The 17,512-nt window shown below is 56.6% G+C and carries 17 protein-coding genes; 11 read left to right on the plus strand and 6 right to left on the minus strand.

The features are described from left to right. Nucleotides 1-22: 22 nt before the first annotated feature. Entirely contained in the window at nucleotides 23-1,153 is a 1,131-nt protein-coding gene (locus ACA065_RS20075) for an efflux RND transporter periplasmic adaptor subunit (RefSeq protein WP_497691207.1), read from the minus strand. Nucleotides 1,154-1,371: 218 nt separating this feature from the next. On the opposite strand from ACA065_RS20075, the gene ACA065_RS20080 reads away from it, so the two are divergent. After that, nucleotides 1,372-2,163, plus strand: coding sequence for an IclR family transcriptional regulator (locus ACA065_RS20080; RefSeq protein ID WP_497691208.1), 792 nt, complete (start codon nucleotides 1,372-1,374; stop codon nucleotides 2,161-2,163). Nucleotides 2,164-2,460: 297 nt separating this feature from the next. On the opposite strand, the gene ACA065_RS20085 is transcribed toward ACA065_RS20080, so the two are convergent. After that, a complete protein-coding gene (locus tag ACA065_RS20085) occupies nucleotides 2,461-3,165 on the minus strand; it encodes a GntR family transcriptional regulator (protein ID WP_497691209.1) in 705 nt (234 codons plus the stop codon). Nucleotides 3,166-3,339: 174 nt separating this feature from the next. On the opposite strand from ACA065_RS20085, the gene ACA065_RS20090 reads away from it, so the two are divergent. The 5 genes from ACA065_RS20090 (at nucleotide 3,340) to ACA065_RS20110 (ending at nucleotide 8,065) form a co-directional block, all read left to right on the plus strand. After that, complete coding sequence (locus ACA065_RS20090; RefSeq protein ID WP_497676485.1) at nucleotides 3,340-4,173, plus strand: fumarylacetoacetate hydrolase family protein; 834 nt, start codon at nucleotides 3,340-3,342, stop codon at nucleotides 4,171-4,173. Between the two features lie 82 nt (nucleotides 4,174-4,255). Further along, on the plus strand, nucleotides 4,256-5,176 hold the full coding sequence (locus ACA065_RS20095) for a VOC family protein (protein WP_497691210.1): 921 nt from the start codon (nucleotides 4,256-4,258) through the stop codon (nucleotides 5,174-5,176). A 117-nt stretch (nucleotides 5,177-5,293) separates the two neighbouring features. Continuing rightward, on the plus strand, nucleotides 5,294-6,910 hold the full coding sequence (gene mhpA, locus ACA065_RS20100; protein WP_497691211.1) for a bifunctional 3-(3-hydroxy-phenyl)propionate/3-hydroxycinnamic acid hydroxylase MhpA: 1,617 nt from the start codon (nucleotides 5,294-5,296) through the stop codon (nucleotides 6,908-6,910). Nucleotides 6,911-6,976: 66 nt separating this feature from the next. Beyond that, nucleotides 6,977-7,150, plus strand: coding sequence for a hypothetical protein (locus tag ACA065_RS20105; protein ID WP_497676482.1), 174 nt, complete (start codon nucleotides 6,977-6,979; stop codon nucleotides 7,148-7,150). Nucleotides 7,151-7,291: 141 nt separating this feature from the next. Continuing rightward, a complete protein-coding gene (locus tag ACA065_RS20110; RefSeq protein WP_497691212.1) occupies nucleotides 7,292-8,065 on the plus strand; it encodes an ABC transporter ATP-binding protein in 774 nt (257 codons plus the stop codon). A 4-nt stretch (nucleotides 8,066-8,069) separates the two neighbouring features. On the opposite strand, the gene ACA065_RS20115 is transcribed toward ACA065_RS20110, so the two are convergent. After that, entirely contained in the window at nucleotides 8,070-8,750 is a 681-nt protein-coding gene (locus ACA065_RS20115) for a TetR/AcrR family transcriptional regulator (protein ID WP_497691213.1), read from the minus strand. A 290-nt stretch (nucleotides 8,751-9,040) separates the two neighbouring features. Between ACA065_RS20115 and ACA065_RS20120 the strand changes: the two genes are divergently transcribed. Continuing rightward, nucleotides 9,041-9,856 carry an alpha/beta fold hydrolase gene (locus tag ACA065_RS20120; RefSeq protein ID WP_497691214.1) on the plus strand — a complete coding sequence of 272 codons (816 nt, stop codon included), beginning with the start codon at nucleotides 9,041-9,043 and terminating at the stop codon, nucleotides 9,854-9,856. Nucleotides 9,857-9,881: 25 nt separating this feature from the next. Further along, the gene (locus ACA065_RS20125) at nucleotides 9,882-10,913 is read left to right on the plus strand and encodes an amidohydrolase family protein (RefSeq protein WP_497691215.1); all 1,032 of its coding nucleotides are present in this window, start codon (nucleotides 9,882-9,884) and stop codon (nucleotides 10,911-10,913) included. A gap of 222 nt (nucleotides 10,914-11,135) precedes the next feature. Here the strand turns inward: ACA065_RS20125 and ACA065_RS20130 are convergent, their stop codons facing one another. Continuing rightward, nucleotides 11,136-12,050 carry a LysR substrate-binding domain-containing protein gene (locus ACA065_RS20130; RefSeq protein WP_497691216.1) on the minus strand — a complete coding sequence of 305 codons (915 nt, stop codon included), beginning with the start codon at nucleotides 12,048-12,050 and terminating at the stop codon, nucleotides 11,136-11,138. Nucleotides 12,051-12,162: 112 nt separating this feature from the next. Between ACA065_RS20130 and ACA065_RS20135 the strand changes: the two genes are divergently transcribed. The 3 genes from ACA065_RS20135 to ACA065_RS20145 all read left to right on the plus strand — a co-directional run bounded on the left by ACA065_RS20135 (nucleotide 12,163) and on the right by ACA065_RS20145 (nucleotide 15,594). Continuing rightward, nucleotides 12,163-12,738 carry a nuclear transport factor 2 family protein gene (locus ACA065_RS20135; RefSeq protein WP_497676475.1) on the plus strand — a complete coding sequence of 192 codons (576 nt, stop codon included), beginning with the start codon at nucleotides 12,163-12,165 and terminating at the stop codon, nucleotides 12,736-12,738. 116 nt (nucleotides 12,739-12,854) lie between these two features. Further along, on the plus strand, nucleotides 12,855-14,189 hold the full coding sequence (locus ACA065_RS20140; protein ID WP_497691217.1) for an MFS transporter: 1,335 nt from the start codon (nucleotides 12,855-12,857) through the stop codon (nucleotides 14,187-14,189). Nucleotides 14,190-14,247: 58 nt separating this feature from the next. Further along, nucleotides 14,248-15,594 (plus strand): outer membrane beta-barrel protein, encoded by a 1,347-nt coding sequence (locus ACA065_RS20145; RefSeq protein WP_497676473.1) that lies wholly within the window; start codon nucleotides 14,248-14,250, stop codon nucleotides 15,592-15,594. 61 nt (nucleotides 15,595-15,655) lie between these two features. On the opposite strand, the gene ACA065_RS20150 is transcribed toward ACA065_RS20145, so the two are convergent. Beyond that, complete coding sequence (locus tag ACA065_RS20150) at nucleotides 15,656-17,008, minus strand: outer membrane beta-barrel protein (protein ID WP_497691218.1); 1,353 nt, start codon at nucleotides 17,006-17,008, stop codon at nucleotides 15,656-15,658. Between the two features lie 64 nt (nucleotides 17,009-17,072). After that, entirely contained in the window at nucleotides 17,073-17,450 is a 378-nt protein-coding gene (locus ACA065_RS20155; protein WP_497676471.1) for a nuclear transport factor 2 family protein, read from the minus strand. Nucleotides 17,451-17,512: the final 62 nt, after the last annotated feature.

Consider the following 17,512-nt stretch of genomic DNA (forward strand, 5'->3'; position numbering starts at 1 on the left):
TTGAACATGTGCAGCGCAAGCGCTATTCGGAAGCGCTGACCACAGCGGGGTTAGCATCGAGGTTTTTCGCCGGCACCGGATTCAGGAGCAGGCCCGGCTTGGCCAGTTGCACGCCTTCGGTAATGACCCTGTCACCAGCCTTCAGGCCAGACTCAATCAACCATTTGTTGCCCATGGTGCGCAGGGTCTTGACCTCACGCAGTTGCGCCTTGTTGTCAGGGCCGACCACCAACGCGGTGGCCTGACCTTTCAGATCGCGGGTAATGCCTTGTTGCGGCACCAGGATCGCCTGTTGGCGAACGCCCTCGGTGAGACGAGCGTGAACGAACATGCCCGGCAGCAATACGTCATCCGGGTTGGGAAATGCTGCGCGCAACGTCACCGCGCCGGTGCTTGGGTCAACCGTCACTTCAGAGAACTTCAAGGCTCCCGGCAGTTCATAAGGCGAACCATCTTCAAGTGTCAGCCTGACCTGGACCTGATTCGGCTCGGCCATGGTCAGTTGACCCGACGCCATTTCGCGCCGCAGCTTGAGCATGTCGGCGGACGCTTGCGTAACGTCGACGTAAATCGGATCGAGTTGATTGATTGACGCCAGCGCGCCGGCCTGGCCGTTGGTTACCAACGCACCTTCAGTGATGTTCGAACGGCTGATCCGTCCACTGATCGGCGCCAGCACCCGGGTGTACTCAAGGTTGATCCGCGCCATTTTCAGCTCCGCCTGGGCCTGTTTGAAATTGGCGTCGGCGTCATCGTACTGCTGACGACTGATAGCCTTGCTCTCGACCAGACGCTTGTAGCGCTGCGCCAGACTGCGCGTGGTGTCGAGGCTCGCCTGGGCCTTTTCGACTGCTGCTTGATAGCTCGCTGGATCGATTTGATAGAGCGGCTGCCCTTTGCTGACCTGTGCACCTTCGTTGAAAAAACGCTTCTGAATAATCCCGCTGACCTGCGGTCGGACTTCGGCAACGCGATAGGCACTGGTGCGCCCTGGGAGATCATTGCTCAGCACAATATTTTCGTTCTGGAGGGTCACGACCCCGACGTCTGGTGCCTTGTGGACCTTGAGGTTCTGCGGCTCTTGGCAACCCGCCAGTATCAACGCGGCCAGCGGCAGCGCGCAGCCAAGGCGCGAAGTGGATGTGAAGTTCATTTGCTGCTCCTGTGAAAACGCGTCCAAGCCGTTGCCTTGCAACAGGCAGACAGCGGATTGGTCATCGAGAGTTAACTGGCCATTCAGTAGTGACCCGTATAACGATTCGATGTATCGTAATGCGATCCATGTCGGTGGTGCAAGTAACCATATTGCGATACAGCGTGCCCTAACCTGTAAACTGCTGCCTTATTTCAGCCCATACCCTAGAAATCCCGGTGGCGAGGAAGGACATGAGTAATTCAAAAGAAAAAATAGAGAACGACGAAAGTCGCAGTGGCGGAATTCAGGTCATCGCCCGAGCCTGCTCAGTGATGCGCGTGCTGGGCAGCCATCCGGGCGGTTTAAGCCTTGGGGCGATTGCCCAGGAAGTAGGGCTGGCTCGCTCTACAGTGCAGCGGATTGTTGCCGCCCTCGAGACTGAGGCTATGGTTGAGCCGATTCGACCCGGTACCGGTTTTCGCCTGGGGCCGGCGTTGGCTCAACTGATACATCAAACCCACACCGACATCATCTCGATCGCTCGCAAGTCGCTTGAGGAGCTGTCAGAGGAGCTCAATGAGAGCGTCACGCTTTCATGCATCAGCGGACAGCAAACCAACGTAATTGCACGGGTCATTGCTGAGCACGAATTGCGCGTGGTGTTCCCCATGGGCCGCTCAATGCCGATGCACGCGACCGCTGATGGCAAGGTCTTGCTGTCAACACTGAGTGACGAACAGATTCTGGACGTGCTGGGTGAATCACCGGAAAAACTCACCAAGGCAACCCAAAGCGTCAAATCCCTGCTCAACGAGATGGTGCAGATACGTGCCAGTGGCTTCGCTATCGACCAGGAGGAACACACCATCGGTATCAGTGCTTGCAGCATTCTGATTCCGACCTTCATGGGGCCCCATGCCGTCGCAGTGGTTGCGCCCACTTCACGCTTTCAGATGCGTGCGGAGGAATTTCGCCATGCACTACAAGCCTGCAAAGCCTCAATTTCCAGGCTGGCGGGCGAATATTGATGAGAAACCAAGATGGCCAGAAAACGTAAAGAGGACGTTGCGATCACCCACGGCCTGCTGCTTGACGCTGCTGGGATGGTCTCAGTCGCCGCGGTTATGCCCAAACGCAGTACTTAGTTTGTAGTTCAGGGCACTGCGGATGGCAGGACTTGCCGCAGCATTCCCCTGATTGCAACGTCGGTCAACGCGTTGCTGACGGGGGTCAATCTACGGGTGGCTGCTCAACCTGACGGACACCGACCTCAAATATGTACCCAGTGCTGTAGAGAAGTTGATTCAACCCTTGGTCGAGCACTATCAGACCTGAGCCAGCGAAGCGTGCCTGAGCACCGAATCGGTGGTGGTTTGATAGTGGCTAGCGAGCAATTGACAGGCTCTGTCGATGTCCTTCGCCAGCGCTGCCTCCATTAACTGCCGGTGTTCGTCGGGCACATCCCGCCCATGACTCTCGGGATAGTGCATCGAGAGAAAACGATAACGCGCAGTCTGGTCGCGCAGGGATGTGCAAAGGCGTAGCAGCGTCGGGGAATTACAGCTTGAAATCAGTGCCTGATGGAACACTTCGTGTGCGTTTTCCCATTCGGGCTTGAGGAGTCGCTCCGGGCCTTCGACAATGGTCAGACGACCCAGTCGGTGGTGGGCGGCCAGCACACGGCTCTCCCATTCGACATCGCCCTGACGAATGGAATCGGCCAGCACTTTGCATTCAATATGCAAACGCGCGGCAGTGATGTCAGCGATTTCTGCTGCCGAGATCCGACCGACACTGAAACCCTTCTGATCCGCTGCCGAGACGAAACCGCTACTGGCTAGGCGCGACAAGGCTTCGCGCAGCGGAATTACGCCAACGTCGTAAGCCTCGGCCAGATCCTTAAGGCGCAGGCGACTGCCCGGGACCAATTGGCCATTGATGATGTCCTGGCGAATCCTGGCTTCGAGTTGCGAGGCCATCGTGCGCTTTTCGGGCTCCGCGGATTGCCAGTTAATCTGTGGGGAATTCACGCTCGACTCCTTTTTACGCTGTCTGCATGGATCATACACGGGCTTAAAAATTTCTCATATTTTATAAAATATATATTTTTTTATTGACGGTATATTTTATAAGCCCTAGCTTGATGGCTACGCGGTCGGCTGCCCAATCCACCGGCCCTTTCCACTCCAACAAGAGAAACCGTCATGCGCTACGTTCGATTCCTCAATCAAGGTCAACCTGTTCTAGGTGTCGTCACTGCCGATGGCGTACGCGTATTAGGAACCGAAACGCTTGAGTCGTTGTTGGCGCGAGGTGTCGATCTGACCACTCATGCCCAAGGTGCCGATGGCGCTATCGTCGAAATCGCCGAAGACGCTTACCTGCCATTGATGGAGCGTCCGACCAAAATCGTTTGCGTCGGCCTGAACTACGCCGACCACACCAAAGAGTCACCTTACGCTCAACCGACCTACCCCACCCTGTTCCCTCGCTGGAACTCCAGCCTGACAGCCCATAACAAACCGCTGATCCGTCCGCGCATCTCCGACACCCTCGACTACGAAGGTGAAATGGCTGTAGTTCTCAAAAGCGGCGGCCGCCATATCCGCAAGGAAGACGCACTCGATCACGTCGCCGGTTATGCGCTGTTCAACGAAGGTTCGGTACGCGATTACCAGTTCATCTCACCGCAGTGGACCGTCGGTAAAAACTTCGATGACACGGGTGCATTCGGGCCGGTTTTAGTGACCGCAGATGAGTTGCCTGCGGGTGGCAAAGGCTTGTTGCTGGAAACGCGTGTCAACGGCAAAGTCGTACAGTCTGCCAATACCAACGACATGCTGTTCGATGTAGCCACCATCATTTCTACGCTGAGTGAAGCGGTTACTCTCGAAGCTGGCGACGTGATTGTCAGTGGCACCCCGGCTGGCGTTGGTTTTGGCATGAATCCCAAGGTTTATCTGAAAGCAGGCGATGTGGTCGAAGTATCGATCGAGGGCATTGGCAAACTAGTCAACCCTGTCGTCGACGAAGTCTGATCATAGACACAGCTGCACACTTGGCGCGGGGCCGACCATGCCCCTGCGCCCCACTACAAAAAATAATTAAATGGAGGCAATCATGAGCGTGTCCCATGGTGTGCATTCAATCGATCATTACGCGTTGAACGTCCCTTCACTGGACGAAGCCTGCCAGTTCTTCGAAAGCTTTGGCCTCGACGTTCTCCGTGAACAGAACCAGCTTTTCCTGCAAGCAGCTGACGGCCATGTCTGGGCGAAAATTTTCCCTGCAGCCTCAAAGTCCCTCGCCTATCTGAGCTTCAACTGCTACGAGCAGGATTACGCTGCCTTGCGCCAGCAGATTAAAACCGCGGGAGGGCTTTTCGAAGATCGTCCCGAAGCCGGAATCTGGTTTCGCGACCCGGATGGCAACCTGTTGCAGGTGAAGGTCGGCGAAAAGACCATGCCCGACCAAAAGTCCGACCACCACAGCAGCATCACCCCGTCCAACAGCCGCGGAGCGACGACACGAGACGCCATGACGCAGGTCCGCCCTCGTCGCTTGTCCCATGTCCTGTTGTTTACCCCCGATGTACTTGGCGCGCTGCACTTTTACCAACAAGCCCTGGGTTTGAAGCTCTCCGACAAGTCGATGGACATTATCGCCTTCAGTCATGCCGCCCACGGTTGCGACCATCATCTGGTGGCGTTCGCCAAGAGCAGCGCCAAGGGCTGGCACCACGCTGCGTGGGAAGTCGACAGCATTGATGAAGTCGGCGCGGGCGCTTCGCAGATGGCGGCGGCGGGACACGTGAAAGGCTGGGGCACGGGCCGTCATTGCCTGGGTTCCAACTACTTTCATTACGTGCAGGATCCGTGGGGTTCGTTCTGCGAGTACTCGGCAGACATGGACTACATCTGCGAAGGCAGCGAATGGCCTGCCGGCGATTATGCCCCGGAAAACTCACTGTACCTCTGGGGCCCGGAAGTGCCGGACAACTTCATTTTCAATACTGAAGCGGATACCCCGGCACCTGCCTGAGTCGCCTGCCGCTTACTGTTTAAAAAACTGGAATTCCTGCATTGCGCGAGCCTCCCTGGTTCGCGCGACGGGCCCGGCCATGTCCGGAAATCATTGCGCAGTACACGAGGCACAGTCATGAATCAGCAAACCACAGTCGATGTCGCCATCGCCGGTTACGGTCCTGTCGGCCAGACCCTGGCCATTCTGTTGGGTCAGATGGGTTATTCGGTCGCCGTATTCGAACGCTGGCCGGCGCTTTATCCACTGCCGCGCGCGGTGTTCTACGATCATGAAATCCGCCGAATTTTCCTGTCTATGGGGCTCGGCGAAGAGCTGGCAAAAATCTCTCAGCCGTCGGCGCGCTACCAGTGGTTCAACGCCGACTGGAAAGTGTTGGTCGAAATCGACTGGTCGGCCGAATCCATCAGCGACGGACCGTTCGGCTACCTGTTCAACCAGCCATCGCTGGAAGCCGCGCTGGACCGCAAGGCCAAGAGCATCGGCAAGGTGCAGGTCCATCAGGGCTGGGAAGCAACTGCGCTCAAGCAGGACGCCGATGGCTGCGACATGGTGCTCAATCGAGTGATTCGCCAAGACGGCAAATTCTCACAGGGCGAAGAGCAGCAAAGCGTCCGTGCTCGTTACGTGATCGGTGCCGACGGCGCAAACAGCTTCGTGCGCCAATCGCTGGGCATTGAATGGCAGGATTTGGGCTTCCAGGAAGACTGGCTGGTGGTCGACTTGCAACCCAAGCCCGGTGTGCAACTGGATGTGCCGGACATCGGCCAATGGTGCAACCCTGAACGACCCACCACCATGGTCCCTGGCGGCCCCGGTTATCGCCGCTGGGAGTTCATGCGCCTGCCCCATGAAACCATCGAAGACTTGCAAGACACCGACAAGGTCTGGTCGTTGCTGGCGCGCTGGGTGACGCCGGACACCGCTGACCTGGTGCGCCACGCGGTCTATCAGTTCCGTTCACGCATTGCCTCGAACTGGCACAGCGGCCGGGTGCTGCTGGCCGGCGACGCGGCCCACGTGATGCCGCCGTTCATGGGCCAAGGCATGTGCTCGGGCATTCGCGACGCATGGAATCTGTCCTGGCGCTTGGACCTGCTGCTGCGCGGCCTGGCCGACAACGTCCTGCTGGACAGCTACACACTGGAACGCAAACCGCAGATCCGTGCGGTGATCGAAGCCTCGATGGCCATGGGCAAAGTGGTGTGCGTGTCAGACCCGGTGAAAGCCGCCGAGCGTGACGCTGCGTATTTGAGCGGCAATGTCGCACCATTGCCGCCGTTCCCCGGTTTGACCGATGGGCTTTTACAGGAAGGTGGACAATTGCGCGGCATTCTCGGGGTACACGGCTCGATTGAAATCGGCGGTAAGGTCGGTCGTTACGATGACGTCATTGGCCGTGGTTTCCACCTGCTCGTCCGAGGTGACCAGGATCCTCTGGCATCGCTCACGCCTGAACAGCAGAGCTTCATCCATGACTACGATCTGAAAGTCGTTCGACTCGCGGAAACGGCTGACAGCAGCAAAGGCATCTATCGCGACGTCTCTGGCAAATACTTGCGTTTCATGGCCGAGGCCGGACTCATAGCTCTTATCGTGCGCCCCGACTACTACTGCTATGGCGGCGTTGCAGAGCTGTCAGCGTTACCCAAATTGCTCAACTCCCTGCGAGAGCAATTGCAACAAAGCAGCCAACCCCACGCCGTTACGGGTGGAAAGGCCCGCCACGCCTGACAGGATTTTCCGGTGGCATGGACGCCCCTCTCTCTAAAACTCTGACAAAAAAACAAGAGATAGATATTGATCAACATCAAGGTGAAAACGCTTGGTGCGGTTCTGGCCGCGTTCTCAAGGCTCAACACGCACGCAGCCGAGCCCCCTGAAACGAGTGAAGGCACACTATTTCGAAACCTGTTTGGAGACACACAGGAAAAGGATTACGGGATTCAGGTCAACCGCTGGATTTGTATCTGAAGCATTATTACCAGGCCGCTGAAAACGAACAGCAGATGACCAGCGAAGAACTGTCGTTCCTGGCCACGGGGCTGCGCAAACACATCAACAGGTTTCGCCGCTAGCTCAGGTGCTCAGCATTCTTTGCGCGAGGTTTTATACATGATCGAATTACACCAAGTCACCGCGTACCAGCAACAGACACGAGTGCTCAATCGATTGTCGTTGAGGATTGAGCAGCACGAGCGCGTGGCAATCCTGGGCCCCAACGGCGCGGGTAAAAGCACTCTGCTGAAACTGATCAACAGGGAACTCTATCCCGTCGCTCAGGACGGCAGCTACCTGAAGCTGTTCGGCAGCGAGACTCTGAACCTATGGCAACTGCGCAACAGGATCGGCTTCGTGTCCCAGGACCTACAGGAGGACTATACGCCCTACACCCGCGCACTGGACGTTGTGGTTTCAGGCTTTTTCGGTGCCATTGGCAGTCATGAACACCTGCAACCGACCGAGCTCCAGCTCGAGCAGGCACGTGTAATGATGGCTAGCCTCGGGATTTCGCAAGATGAATCCTGCATGTTCCAGCGTCTTTCCACCGGGCAGAAAAGGCGCCTGTTGCTGGCCCGAGCACTGGTGCATCAGCCCCAGGCGCTGATCTTCGATGAGCCGGCCAACGGCCTCGACATGGGCGCGAGCCTGGCCATGTTAACGCTGCTGCGAAGTTTTTGCGGTGGGGGTCGGTCGTTGCTCATCACCACCCACCACGTTGACGAGATCATTCCGGAAATCGAGCGCGTGGTGTTGATCAAGCAGGGGCGGATCGTGGCCGACGGTCCCAAAACCGTACTATTGACCAGCGCACACCTTTCGGACCTCTACCAGACCCCGTTGCACATCAGCGAGAAAAACGGCTGGTATCGCTGCTGGCACGATTGAGGATTCAGTCTGCCTGAGCTCGTGCTTGCAGGTAGGCCCGGGAAAACGCCACGGCCTCATACGCCGGCATGTTCTCCACGCCGAACCCGCGCAGCACCATCAGGATGACGGCGTCGATGTAAGCCTGCGGGTCGTCAACCTTATGTTGGTTCATGCTCCGCACCCCTTCCAGGGTCGCGCCAATCAAAGCGTCTACACCGGCCTGCATCGACGGCAGGTCAAGTAGCCCTGCGTCGCGACCCGCCTGCAGGTCGGCCAATACGTACTTCAGCAGGATCGATTGGTCCTGCACCAGATCCGCCCGGATGAAAAACGCCGCCCAACGACGGTCAGTGTGTGCGCGAAGCAAAAACAGACGCATCGCCGTGCTGATACGTTCCACAGGGTGGGTCAGCACGTCGTACACGGGCAGAATGTGCAACGTCATGCCATCGGTGGCTTCTTGCCCTATGGCAGCCACAGCCTCCTCCAGCGAAGCAAAGTGCTTGTAGAACGCGCCCCGGGAAATGTTCGCCACCCGCGCGACGCCTTCGATGGTGACGGAAACCTTGGAAGGGTCCTCCAGTAAATCCATGGTCGCCGACAATATCCGAGCGCGCATCGCATCGCGCTTGCGCTGAGCGGTCACGCTCCGATGATCCAGCGATATGCCCAGGTCATTGATCTGTTTTGCCATAGTTTCCATCTGCGTATGCCTTTTCGCATCCAATCGCGTCTGCGATGAGCTAAATTTATATCTTTGATAAAAAATATATTTCTATTAGTATCGATTTCGTCATCCTGACGACTTTGTCACCATTCTGTCAGAAGCTCATCCAGTAATCCCAATAACAGAAAAAGCCATGAACTCCATCCTCCCCAACGCCACTGTCGACGCACACGTGAATAGCAGCGATTTGTCAGCGAAATCGGCCGGGGGGATGCTTCGGCTGGCTGGCAGCCTGACTCTTTGATCACCCTAACCAGGAGTAATGCATGAGCATATCGAAAGTCGTACACAGCGAAGACGCTGATCTTGCCTACGATGTCGAAGGCTCTGGCCCTATTCTTTTGCTGGTGGCCGGCGGCAATGGCGACAGCGAACTGTTTGCGCCGCTGTCAAAACAGCTCGCTGACCGCTACACGGTGGTGAAATACGACCGTCGCGCCGATGGGCGAAGCACAGGTGATCACCTGGGTGAAATGGACATGGCCCAGGCAGGTCGCGACGCGGCAGCGGTGCTGAATGCGGTGGGGCTTGGACCAGCCTATGTGTTTGGTAGCAGTGCCGGCGCCAACATCGCACTCAAGCTGACCGAAGACCATCCCCAACTTGTGCGTGGGTTGGTAGACCACGAACCGCCTATCACCAACTTTTTGCCCGAACCCGTGGCAGGCGAATGGCGTACGTTCTTCGACAAGGTTTATGACACCTACATTGCCGAGGGCAGCGGACCTGCGATGAAACTGTTTGCCTCGTCGTTTGTGGGTTTCGGTCCCAGCACGGCAGCGCCCGGCGACCAGGCGGGTACAACCCATGATCGGTTTTTAGCGCACGAGTTTCGCCACATCAATAACTTCGTTCCCGACCTTCAGGCGCTACGCAACAATGGCGTCCCCATGGTAACCGCGGTAGGTCTGGACAGCGGTGATGCCTTCTACGCTCAAACGGCGCGCGAACTGGCCAGACAGCTGCCCTGCCGCTGCGTGGAAATCGTGGGCAACCATTTGGGATACCGTGTCCATCCGCAGGCGTTTGCAGATCAGTTGCACCAGATCATTCAAGAACTTTCCGCTCGCGCGCCTGTTTAAGGCGCCCACTATCAGGAACGCACACATGAAGATCATCTGTATCGAGGAACACACCACCGACCCCGCAATCGCCAAAGCCAGCCATTCAGCTCAAACGATTGAAGCAGGCTACATGGCTGACTGGATGACGGGCGTGGTTGACAAGCCGAACGACTTTCAAGACAACAGGCCACATCTGCAAGCCGCCAAGACGTCGATGACGCTGGCCGCGGACCTCGGTGCCGCACGGTTGGCGGAGATGGATAAAAACGGCATCGACATGCAGGTCGTGTCGTACAGCAATGCGCCGCAGCTCATCGAGGGCCCGCAAGCCATCGAGCTTACGCGAGCCGCCAACGACCGGCTCGCCGAGGCAGTTCGGGCAAATCCAAATCGTTTCGGCGGTTTCGCCATTTTACCTTGGCAGGACCCGGAGGCCGCTGCGCTTGAGCTTGAGCGTGCGGTCACTCAACTGGGCATGGTCGGCACGTTGCTGACCGGCCGTCCAGGGCAAACTTTTCTTGATGACCCGCGCTACGAACCCGTCCTGAAGATGCTCAATCAACTCGAAGTGCCCCTCTATGCACATCCGGGATTTGTCCTTCCCCAAGTGCAGCAGCCCTACTACGGTGGGTTGAAAAAGGAAGTCAGCGCACGTCTGTCGCTCTTCGGCTGGGGCTGGCACCACGAGGCTGGCATCCAGGTTATTCGCATGATCCTGGCAGGCGTGTTCGACAGATTCCCCAAGCTGCAGGTGATCAGCGGCCATTGGGGCGAGATGGTGCCTTTCTATCTACAGCGCATGGATGACACGATACCTCAGGAGGCTACGGGGTTGTCGCGCAGCATTTCGCAAACCTACAAAGAGCATGTGTATGTGACGCCAAGCGGCATGCTCAACTTGCCGCACTTTGAATTCATCCACAAAGTGATGGGCGCCGATCGCATCATTTATGCCGTCGACTACCCCTACCTCACCAATACCGGGGCACGTGAGTTTTTGCAGAGTCTTCCGATCAGCCAGGCTGACCGCGAGAAGATTGCTCATGGAAACGCAGAAGCACTCTTCCGACTTTGAGTCGATTGACAACACTGGATCAATGCTCGTTGAACGCGCTTGCGTTCAACTGCCCTCGAAAAATAAGGATTGACGCCAGCGCCTGCGTAAAAACCAGCGTCCCGATCATGTACAGATAAACAGCAGCATCCCATGTCCGCCAGGAATTCAAGCGTCGAGAATGACCTGGTCGCTACGACGGCGGCCATGTCGGCGACGGAAAAGCGTCGACCGTGGACATGGTCACCGATTCCCGTTTCTATGGGTCGCAGTGGCCATTCCTCCTTGGCGTGCAACCTTCAGGAACGCGTTCGCCGTACCCGCAGTTTCATTCACGCGGCTGATGAGCAACAGGTCGGCTTGCGGTTCGACGTCATCGAATGTTCGATAGATCAAGCCTGGAATCATGACTTGTATCAAAGGCGCGGGCACCAATGCTACGCCCATTCCCGCAGCCACCAACGCCAGCACACTCAAGGTGCTAGTGGTGCGCTGAACCTTGGGCTCACGCCCCAACGCCTTACGAAGCGCAGCAAGCATATGTTCATCCGCGCCGTGGGCGGCATAGACGATCAACGACTCGGCCCCCAGCATCGGCACGTGCAAAGGCTGCTGATTCGCCAACGGATGGTCCTCGGGCATCGCAACGACCAAGGGCCACGTTCCAATCAACTCAAACAGCAGTGCGTTGTCCAGGGCCTGTCCGCCATGACTCGGGGCATAACCCAAATCAAGCTGCCCGTTCTGAATGGCTTCGACCTGCAGGTGCGGCGCCAACTCGCGGAGGACGACTTCCGCGTCAGGGTACGCGGTACGAAATGCGCGAACGTCCGACATTAACCTTCCACTAAATACGGCATTACCTGCAAAGCCAATCCGGACTGTGCCCATTTCCCCGCGCAGAGAGCGCTGCACTACTTGTTGGGCGTGCGCCGCCTGGTCGAGGGTGCGTTGCGCTTCGGCACGCAATAGGACACCAGCCTCTGTAAGCTCTACGCGACGGCTTGTACGCAAGAACAGTGGCCCGCCGAGCTCGTCCTCAAGAGAGCGGATTTGCATGCTCAGAGCGGACTGGACAATGTTCAAGCGCTGGGCTGCACGTCCAAAATGGCCTTCCTCGGCAACGGCTAAAAAATAACGTAAATGCCGCAGATCCATGCAGTACACCTCATCAGATTTAATGATCGATTGTTCATATCAATCTATTTGAAGTTATCTGTCCAGGGGACGATGCTGACTTCGACATTCCGTCATCTGCCAAGGACACCTCATGCAGTCTTACCTGGAAGACCGTTTTCAAATAACCGACCTGATCACCGGCTGGATTCATCGCGACTTGGGCCAATGGGATGAATTGGCCAAGCTCGCTCATCCTGATGGGATCATTGAAATCACTTGGTTTGAAGGGCCCTTCGCCGAGTTTGTCGAAGGCTCCAAGCGCATGAGCAAGTCAGACTTGCGCACCAAACACCTGATCGGCACACCGGTAGTTACTTTCAAAGGCGATAAAGCCATTGTGGAAACCAATGCGGTGATCGTTGCCGACAACATCAAGCTGGGTCTGGGGTGCAGCGTGCACAACCGCTTTTATGACCTGGCCGAAAAACGCGAAGGTCAGTGGAAGCTGGTCAAGCGCCAAAGCATCTATGACATGGGTAGCTTCACTTTTCCACAGGGCCTGGTCGAGATTGATCGTGACATCGTTACGCGTTATCCGCGTGAATACGCACCGCTGGCCTATCTTTTGGATAAGAGCGGCTTTCCACTGAATCGTCTATTTGCCACCCGTGGCAGCGAGCTTGAACAAGGCATGCGTGCCGAGGCTTGCGCATGGCTCGCTGACTGAGATTTCACCATCGCCAACCTTTACAACCGGGATCTTATCCTCACCGTTTACTTGTTCTGACATTGCAAACCGAACACTGCTATTACCGAAAATAATTACAACAGAGGTATTCGCTTGTGAACAATCAACTCGACATCTGCACGATCGTCGATAGAAGCCGTTTGGGCGTCTTTCAGCTACTTGTGCTCGTTCAATGCTTCCTGTGTATGGTCGTCGATGGCTTCGATATCCAAGCCATGGCCTATACCGCGCCCAGCCTCATCGCAGACTGGGGCATTCCCAAAGCCAGCCTGGGTCCGGTGTTCAGCATCAGTATGCTCGGCATGTTGATCGGATCGCTTGCGCTGGGCTCGGTGGCTGACCGAGTGGGTCGACGGCCAGTGCTGGTCGCGGCCTCGCTGGTCATGGCGGTTTTGATGTTTTTCACCGCCCACGCGACGACAGTGGATAGCCTTATGACGCTGCGGTTTTTCACTGGTATCGCAATGGGTGCCATTGTGCCGAACGTCGCCACTCTGGTAACGGAATTTGCACCACGGCACAACCGTGTAATGCTGTTGACGCTGGTGTCATCGGGCATGGTATTCGGTGGCCTGGTCGGCGGCGCTATAGCGGCCGCGCTGATTCCACAGTATGGCTGGCAAGCGGTGTTCTACCTGGGTGCCATCGCACCACTCTGCTTGGGTGTGCTGATGTTTTTCGCCCTACCCGAATCACTGCAATGGTGCGTACTGCGTGCACGCCAGCTTGACCGTGTCAGGACCATCCTCAAACGCATCGAGCCTAGCCTGCAGATCGACCCACAGACTGTCCTGGTGATCGGTGAACCGCGCAAGAAAGGCCTGTCGTTCTCTCTGTTGTTCACCGATGGTCGGCTGCCGGGCACGCTGTTGTTGTGGCTGATTAACTTTATGAACATGCTCTGCGTTTACTTTCTAGCCTCATGGACGCCGGTACTGATGAGCGGCGCAGGCCATACCCCGTCGCAAGCGGTGCTTGCCGGTACATCTATGTGGGTGGGCGGCTTGGCGGGCGGCTGGTTGCTGGGCTGGTTTGTCGACCGTCGTGGTTTCGGCGTCGTGCTGGTGCCCACGTTTATCGTGTCTGTCATCGCCATCCTTTTGTTCAGTCATTTCTACGCTTCGATCAATCTTGCTTACCTGACAATCGCTGTCGCAGGCTTTGGCATCCTCGGCGGTCAGGCGGCGTTGAACGCCATGACCGCCACTTTTTATCCGACCGCGTTGCGCGCCACCGGTACTGGCTGGACGCTTGGTATCGGTCGCCTGGGCGGCATCTGTGGACCTTTCATCGGAGCCACATTGCTGCACTTACAGTGGTCAACGAGTGATCTGCTGGTGTCAGCCGCCATTCCCGCTGGCATCGCGGCGCTGGGAATCTTCAGCTTCTGGCGCTTGAACCGTGTAGTGGGAATACCCGCCACCAACTGACGGTCGCAACTAGCGGCTAGTGGATGGCCGCCTCCCCAATAAAAATAAGAGAAAACTCATGAAGAACATCAACATCAAATCGTTTGGTGCGGTTCTGCTCGCATTTTCAACAAGCCACTGTCTTGCCGACGTCGGCGAAGGCACCGTGTTTCGTAGCATTTTCGGCGACTCGCTGGAACGCGATTACGGCATCAAGATATCTGGACTGCTGGACGCCGGTTACTCGCACAACAACAACTCATCCCAAGATGATCGCAAGTCAGGGCAAACCAACACCCCTATTGGCGGTCTGTCCGATGAGGGCTTCGAACTCGCCACCCTTCACCTGTTTGCAGACAAGGCCCTGAAGGCAAACTTTATTCCGCGCGTAACGCCGCTTCCGGGACCAGCTCCCACCGAAGCATCTTTCGGTTTCACCCTTGAAGCAGCCTATGGACGCAACGCGCAACAGGCCCGCACATATGGATGGGACATGCATTGGGGCATCAACTCCCCGGGCGACGACGATGCGGACAAGGCTCGACGCGACAAACAGAACTTTCTTGCGGTACCCAACATAGCCGCGACGGCCTACCTGCCGTACGCCGGGGGCTTCACCGCAATCGCCGGCATTTTCGGCTCAGGACTTGGGTATGAAGTCCCGCCTAACGTGCGTGCCGCGCGCAACCCGTTTGCCAGTCGTTCCTATGCCTTCATGACCCAGTCTGGCCCCGTATCGGGCTTTCTGCTCGGCAAGCGCCTGGTCAACAACCAAAGCATGTTGCTCGGTGTTGAGCTAGGAGTGATCCAGGGTCAAGGCAACTTGCGCGATAACAACGACACCAAGGCAATACTGGGAGCGTTGCGTTGGCGTACGCCAGATATGAAAACCTGGATCGACTATGAGTTTTTGGTCGGTGACTCGCAGAGCGACAGCAATGATGTGCAAACGCCGCGTGGCCGGGTGATCTCTGAAAATAGCCAGTTCAAGCAGCAGCACTCGCTCAATGGCTGGCATCAGTTTGATGAGAAGTGGTCGATGGGTGCAGAAGTGGTTTACGGCCATCAGGCGGGTGACGGAAAAAAATCGACGGTCGACGTTATCAGTGGGCCCGGTTTTGAGGGTGCACATTGGTGGGGAGCCAACGCTGTATTGACTTATCAGCAACGTAAGGACTTGTCGTTCTCTGTGCGGGCGGAGCATTTCGATGACCCAGACGGTTTCGTATTGTTCCCCTCGTCCACGTCCCGAGGCGCGTTCAATGCCCTGACAGCGGGCTTGCGCTACGACTTCAACAAATACCTTTCACTGCGTCCGGAGCTGCGCTACGACTGGTTCAACGGCCGCGACGATGCCCATCCATTCGGTCAGGGTGATGCACGCAGTCAACTGACTGGAACGGTGGAAGCGTTGGTCTATTTCTAACAGTAGCTGGAGCGCTATCGCCGATATGACGTCGGCGATAGCGATGGCGTGCGGCGCTGGGTCAAAAGTAGTAAAGCGCTTCGATCATCGTGCTCAGTTGCGAACGATCGCGACCATTGCCAAAAGGTCGATCGTGTTCGCGTGCATCAAACCAGTCGTAGCGCAGCTCCGGGCGCAATGAAAGGTTCTTGTTGACCTCATAACGAACTCCCGTTGTGAGTGCGTTGAAGTCTCCCCGGGAGGTACTGGTGGGAAACAGGATAAAACTATCAGGGTCACTGAAGTGCTCGCCACGCAGGGACCACGTCAGATCTTGTCGAACCTGATAGGTGACGACCGCATTAGCACCCCACCAATGCGCGCTACTGAAGCCCGGGCCCCGAACGATATCAACCGTCGACGCCTTGCCATCGCCGTCTTGGCGACCGTATACCACTTCGGCACCCATCGACCAGTGCTGATCAAATTTATGCCATCCGTTCAACGAATGCTGCTGCTTGAATTGATTGGAGGGCGAGACGATTCGCGAGGGCGGTCCCTGCACGTCAGAGAAGTCATCATTCTGCTCATTGCCGGCGATGAACTCGTAATCGATCCATGTGTTCATGTCTGATGTGCGCCAACGCAATGCACCGATCAACGATTTATCAGAGTTGTTATCCCGCAGGTTGGCCCACCCCTGCACGACGCCCAACTCGACACCCAATATGCCCAAGTCTCCCTGGTATGCGCGAGTACTCGAAAGCACGCCGGCGCCGGTACTGGGTTCACTGACAAATGCGTAGGTTTTACTGGCAAACGGATTGCGGGCGAACCGCACGTTGGGAGGGATTTCATAGCCCATCGCCAGGCCGAACACACCGGCCATAAGACTGACACCGGGGCCGTAGGGCAAGTAAACGGTGGCCGCAGCATTTGGAATCGCCAAGAAGTAATCCTTGTCACGCTGGGCCTTGCCGTTGTCCTTTTCGTTAATGTCCAACCCCATGTCCCAACCATAGGTTCGCGCGAACTGAGCGTTACGACCGTAGTTCAATTCGAGGGTAAGACCGAAGGAGACCTCCTCGGGTTTTGGGCCTGGTAAAGGGGTAATACGGGGTATGAAGGTGCCCTTGAGTTGTTTGTCGACAAATAGATGAAGGCTGCCCAGCTCGAGACCTTCATCAGACATGCCGGTGATTGGCAGATTGCTCAACCCGTCCTTGCGCTCGTCGCGTGTCGAACGATTGTTGCGTGAGTAGCCGATGTCTAGAAGATTGGAAACAGTAATGCCGTAGTCCCTCTCCAGACTCTCTCCGAACAAGCTGCGAAACAATGTACCTTCACCTGGCTTTTCGGCTTCATCGGCATAGCAGTTCACAATCGCAAAGGCGGCCAGAACCGCACCAAGCGCTTTCACCTTGATGTTCTTCATCTTCTGTCTCTTGTTTTTATTGTCAGATACCCACCTTCAAGAGATGGGCGCAGCGTTGGGGGAACTAGAGGTTGGTTGCCTGGAAACTGATCTGACGCCAGGCGTCGTCGCGACGTAACCAAATCTGCGTGGTGATTACATTCATCTCGCGGCGTTCACCGCTGTTGCGAAATTCAATGCTCTGTAACAGTCGGCCGGTAGCGATCGCAATGTCGGCATGAACTTGTACTTGAAGGTCTTGCCGTTCCACACTCAGGAAGAGGATTGCATCCTCGACCAGTCGCAAATAGCCGGGCTTGTCGTCGATCTGTCCGGTGGCGTGTATATGTACCAATTGGTCGTCGACCAACTCGCTTAACGTTTCGAGGTCGCTTTCTACCAATGCCCGGCAGCGCGCATCTTCCAGCTGCGCAATGGTGTCTATGATCGCTTGCTCATTCATGGTTGATCTCCTGGATGCACATTTAAGGAGCCGACTGACGGCGTGTTCACGGTCCCTGCCTC

This window comes from Pseudomonas sp. LBUM1640 (assembly GCF_059716225.1).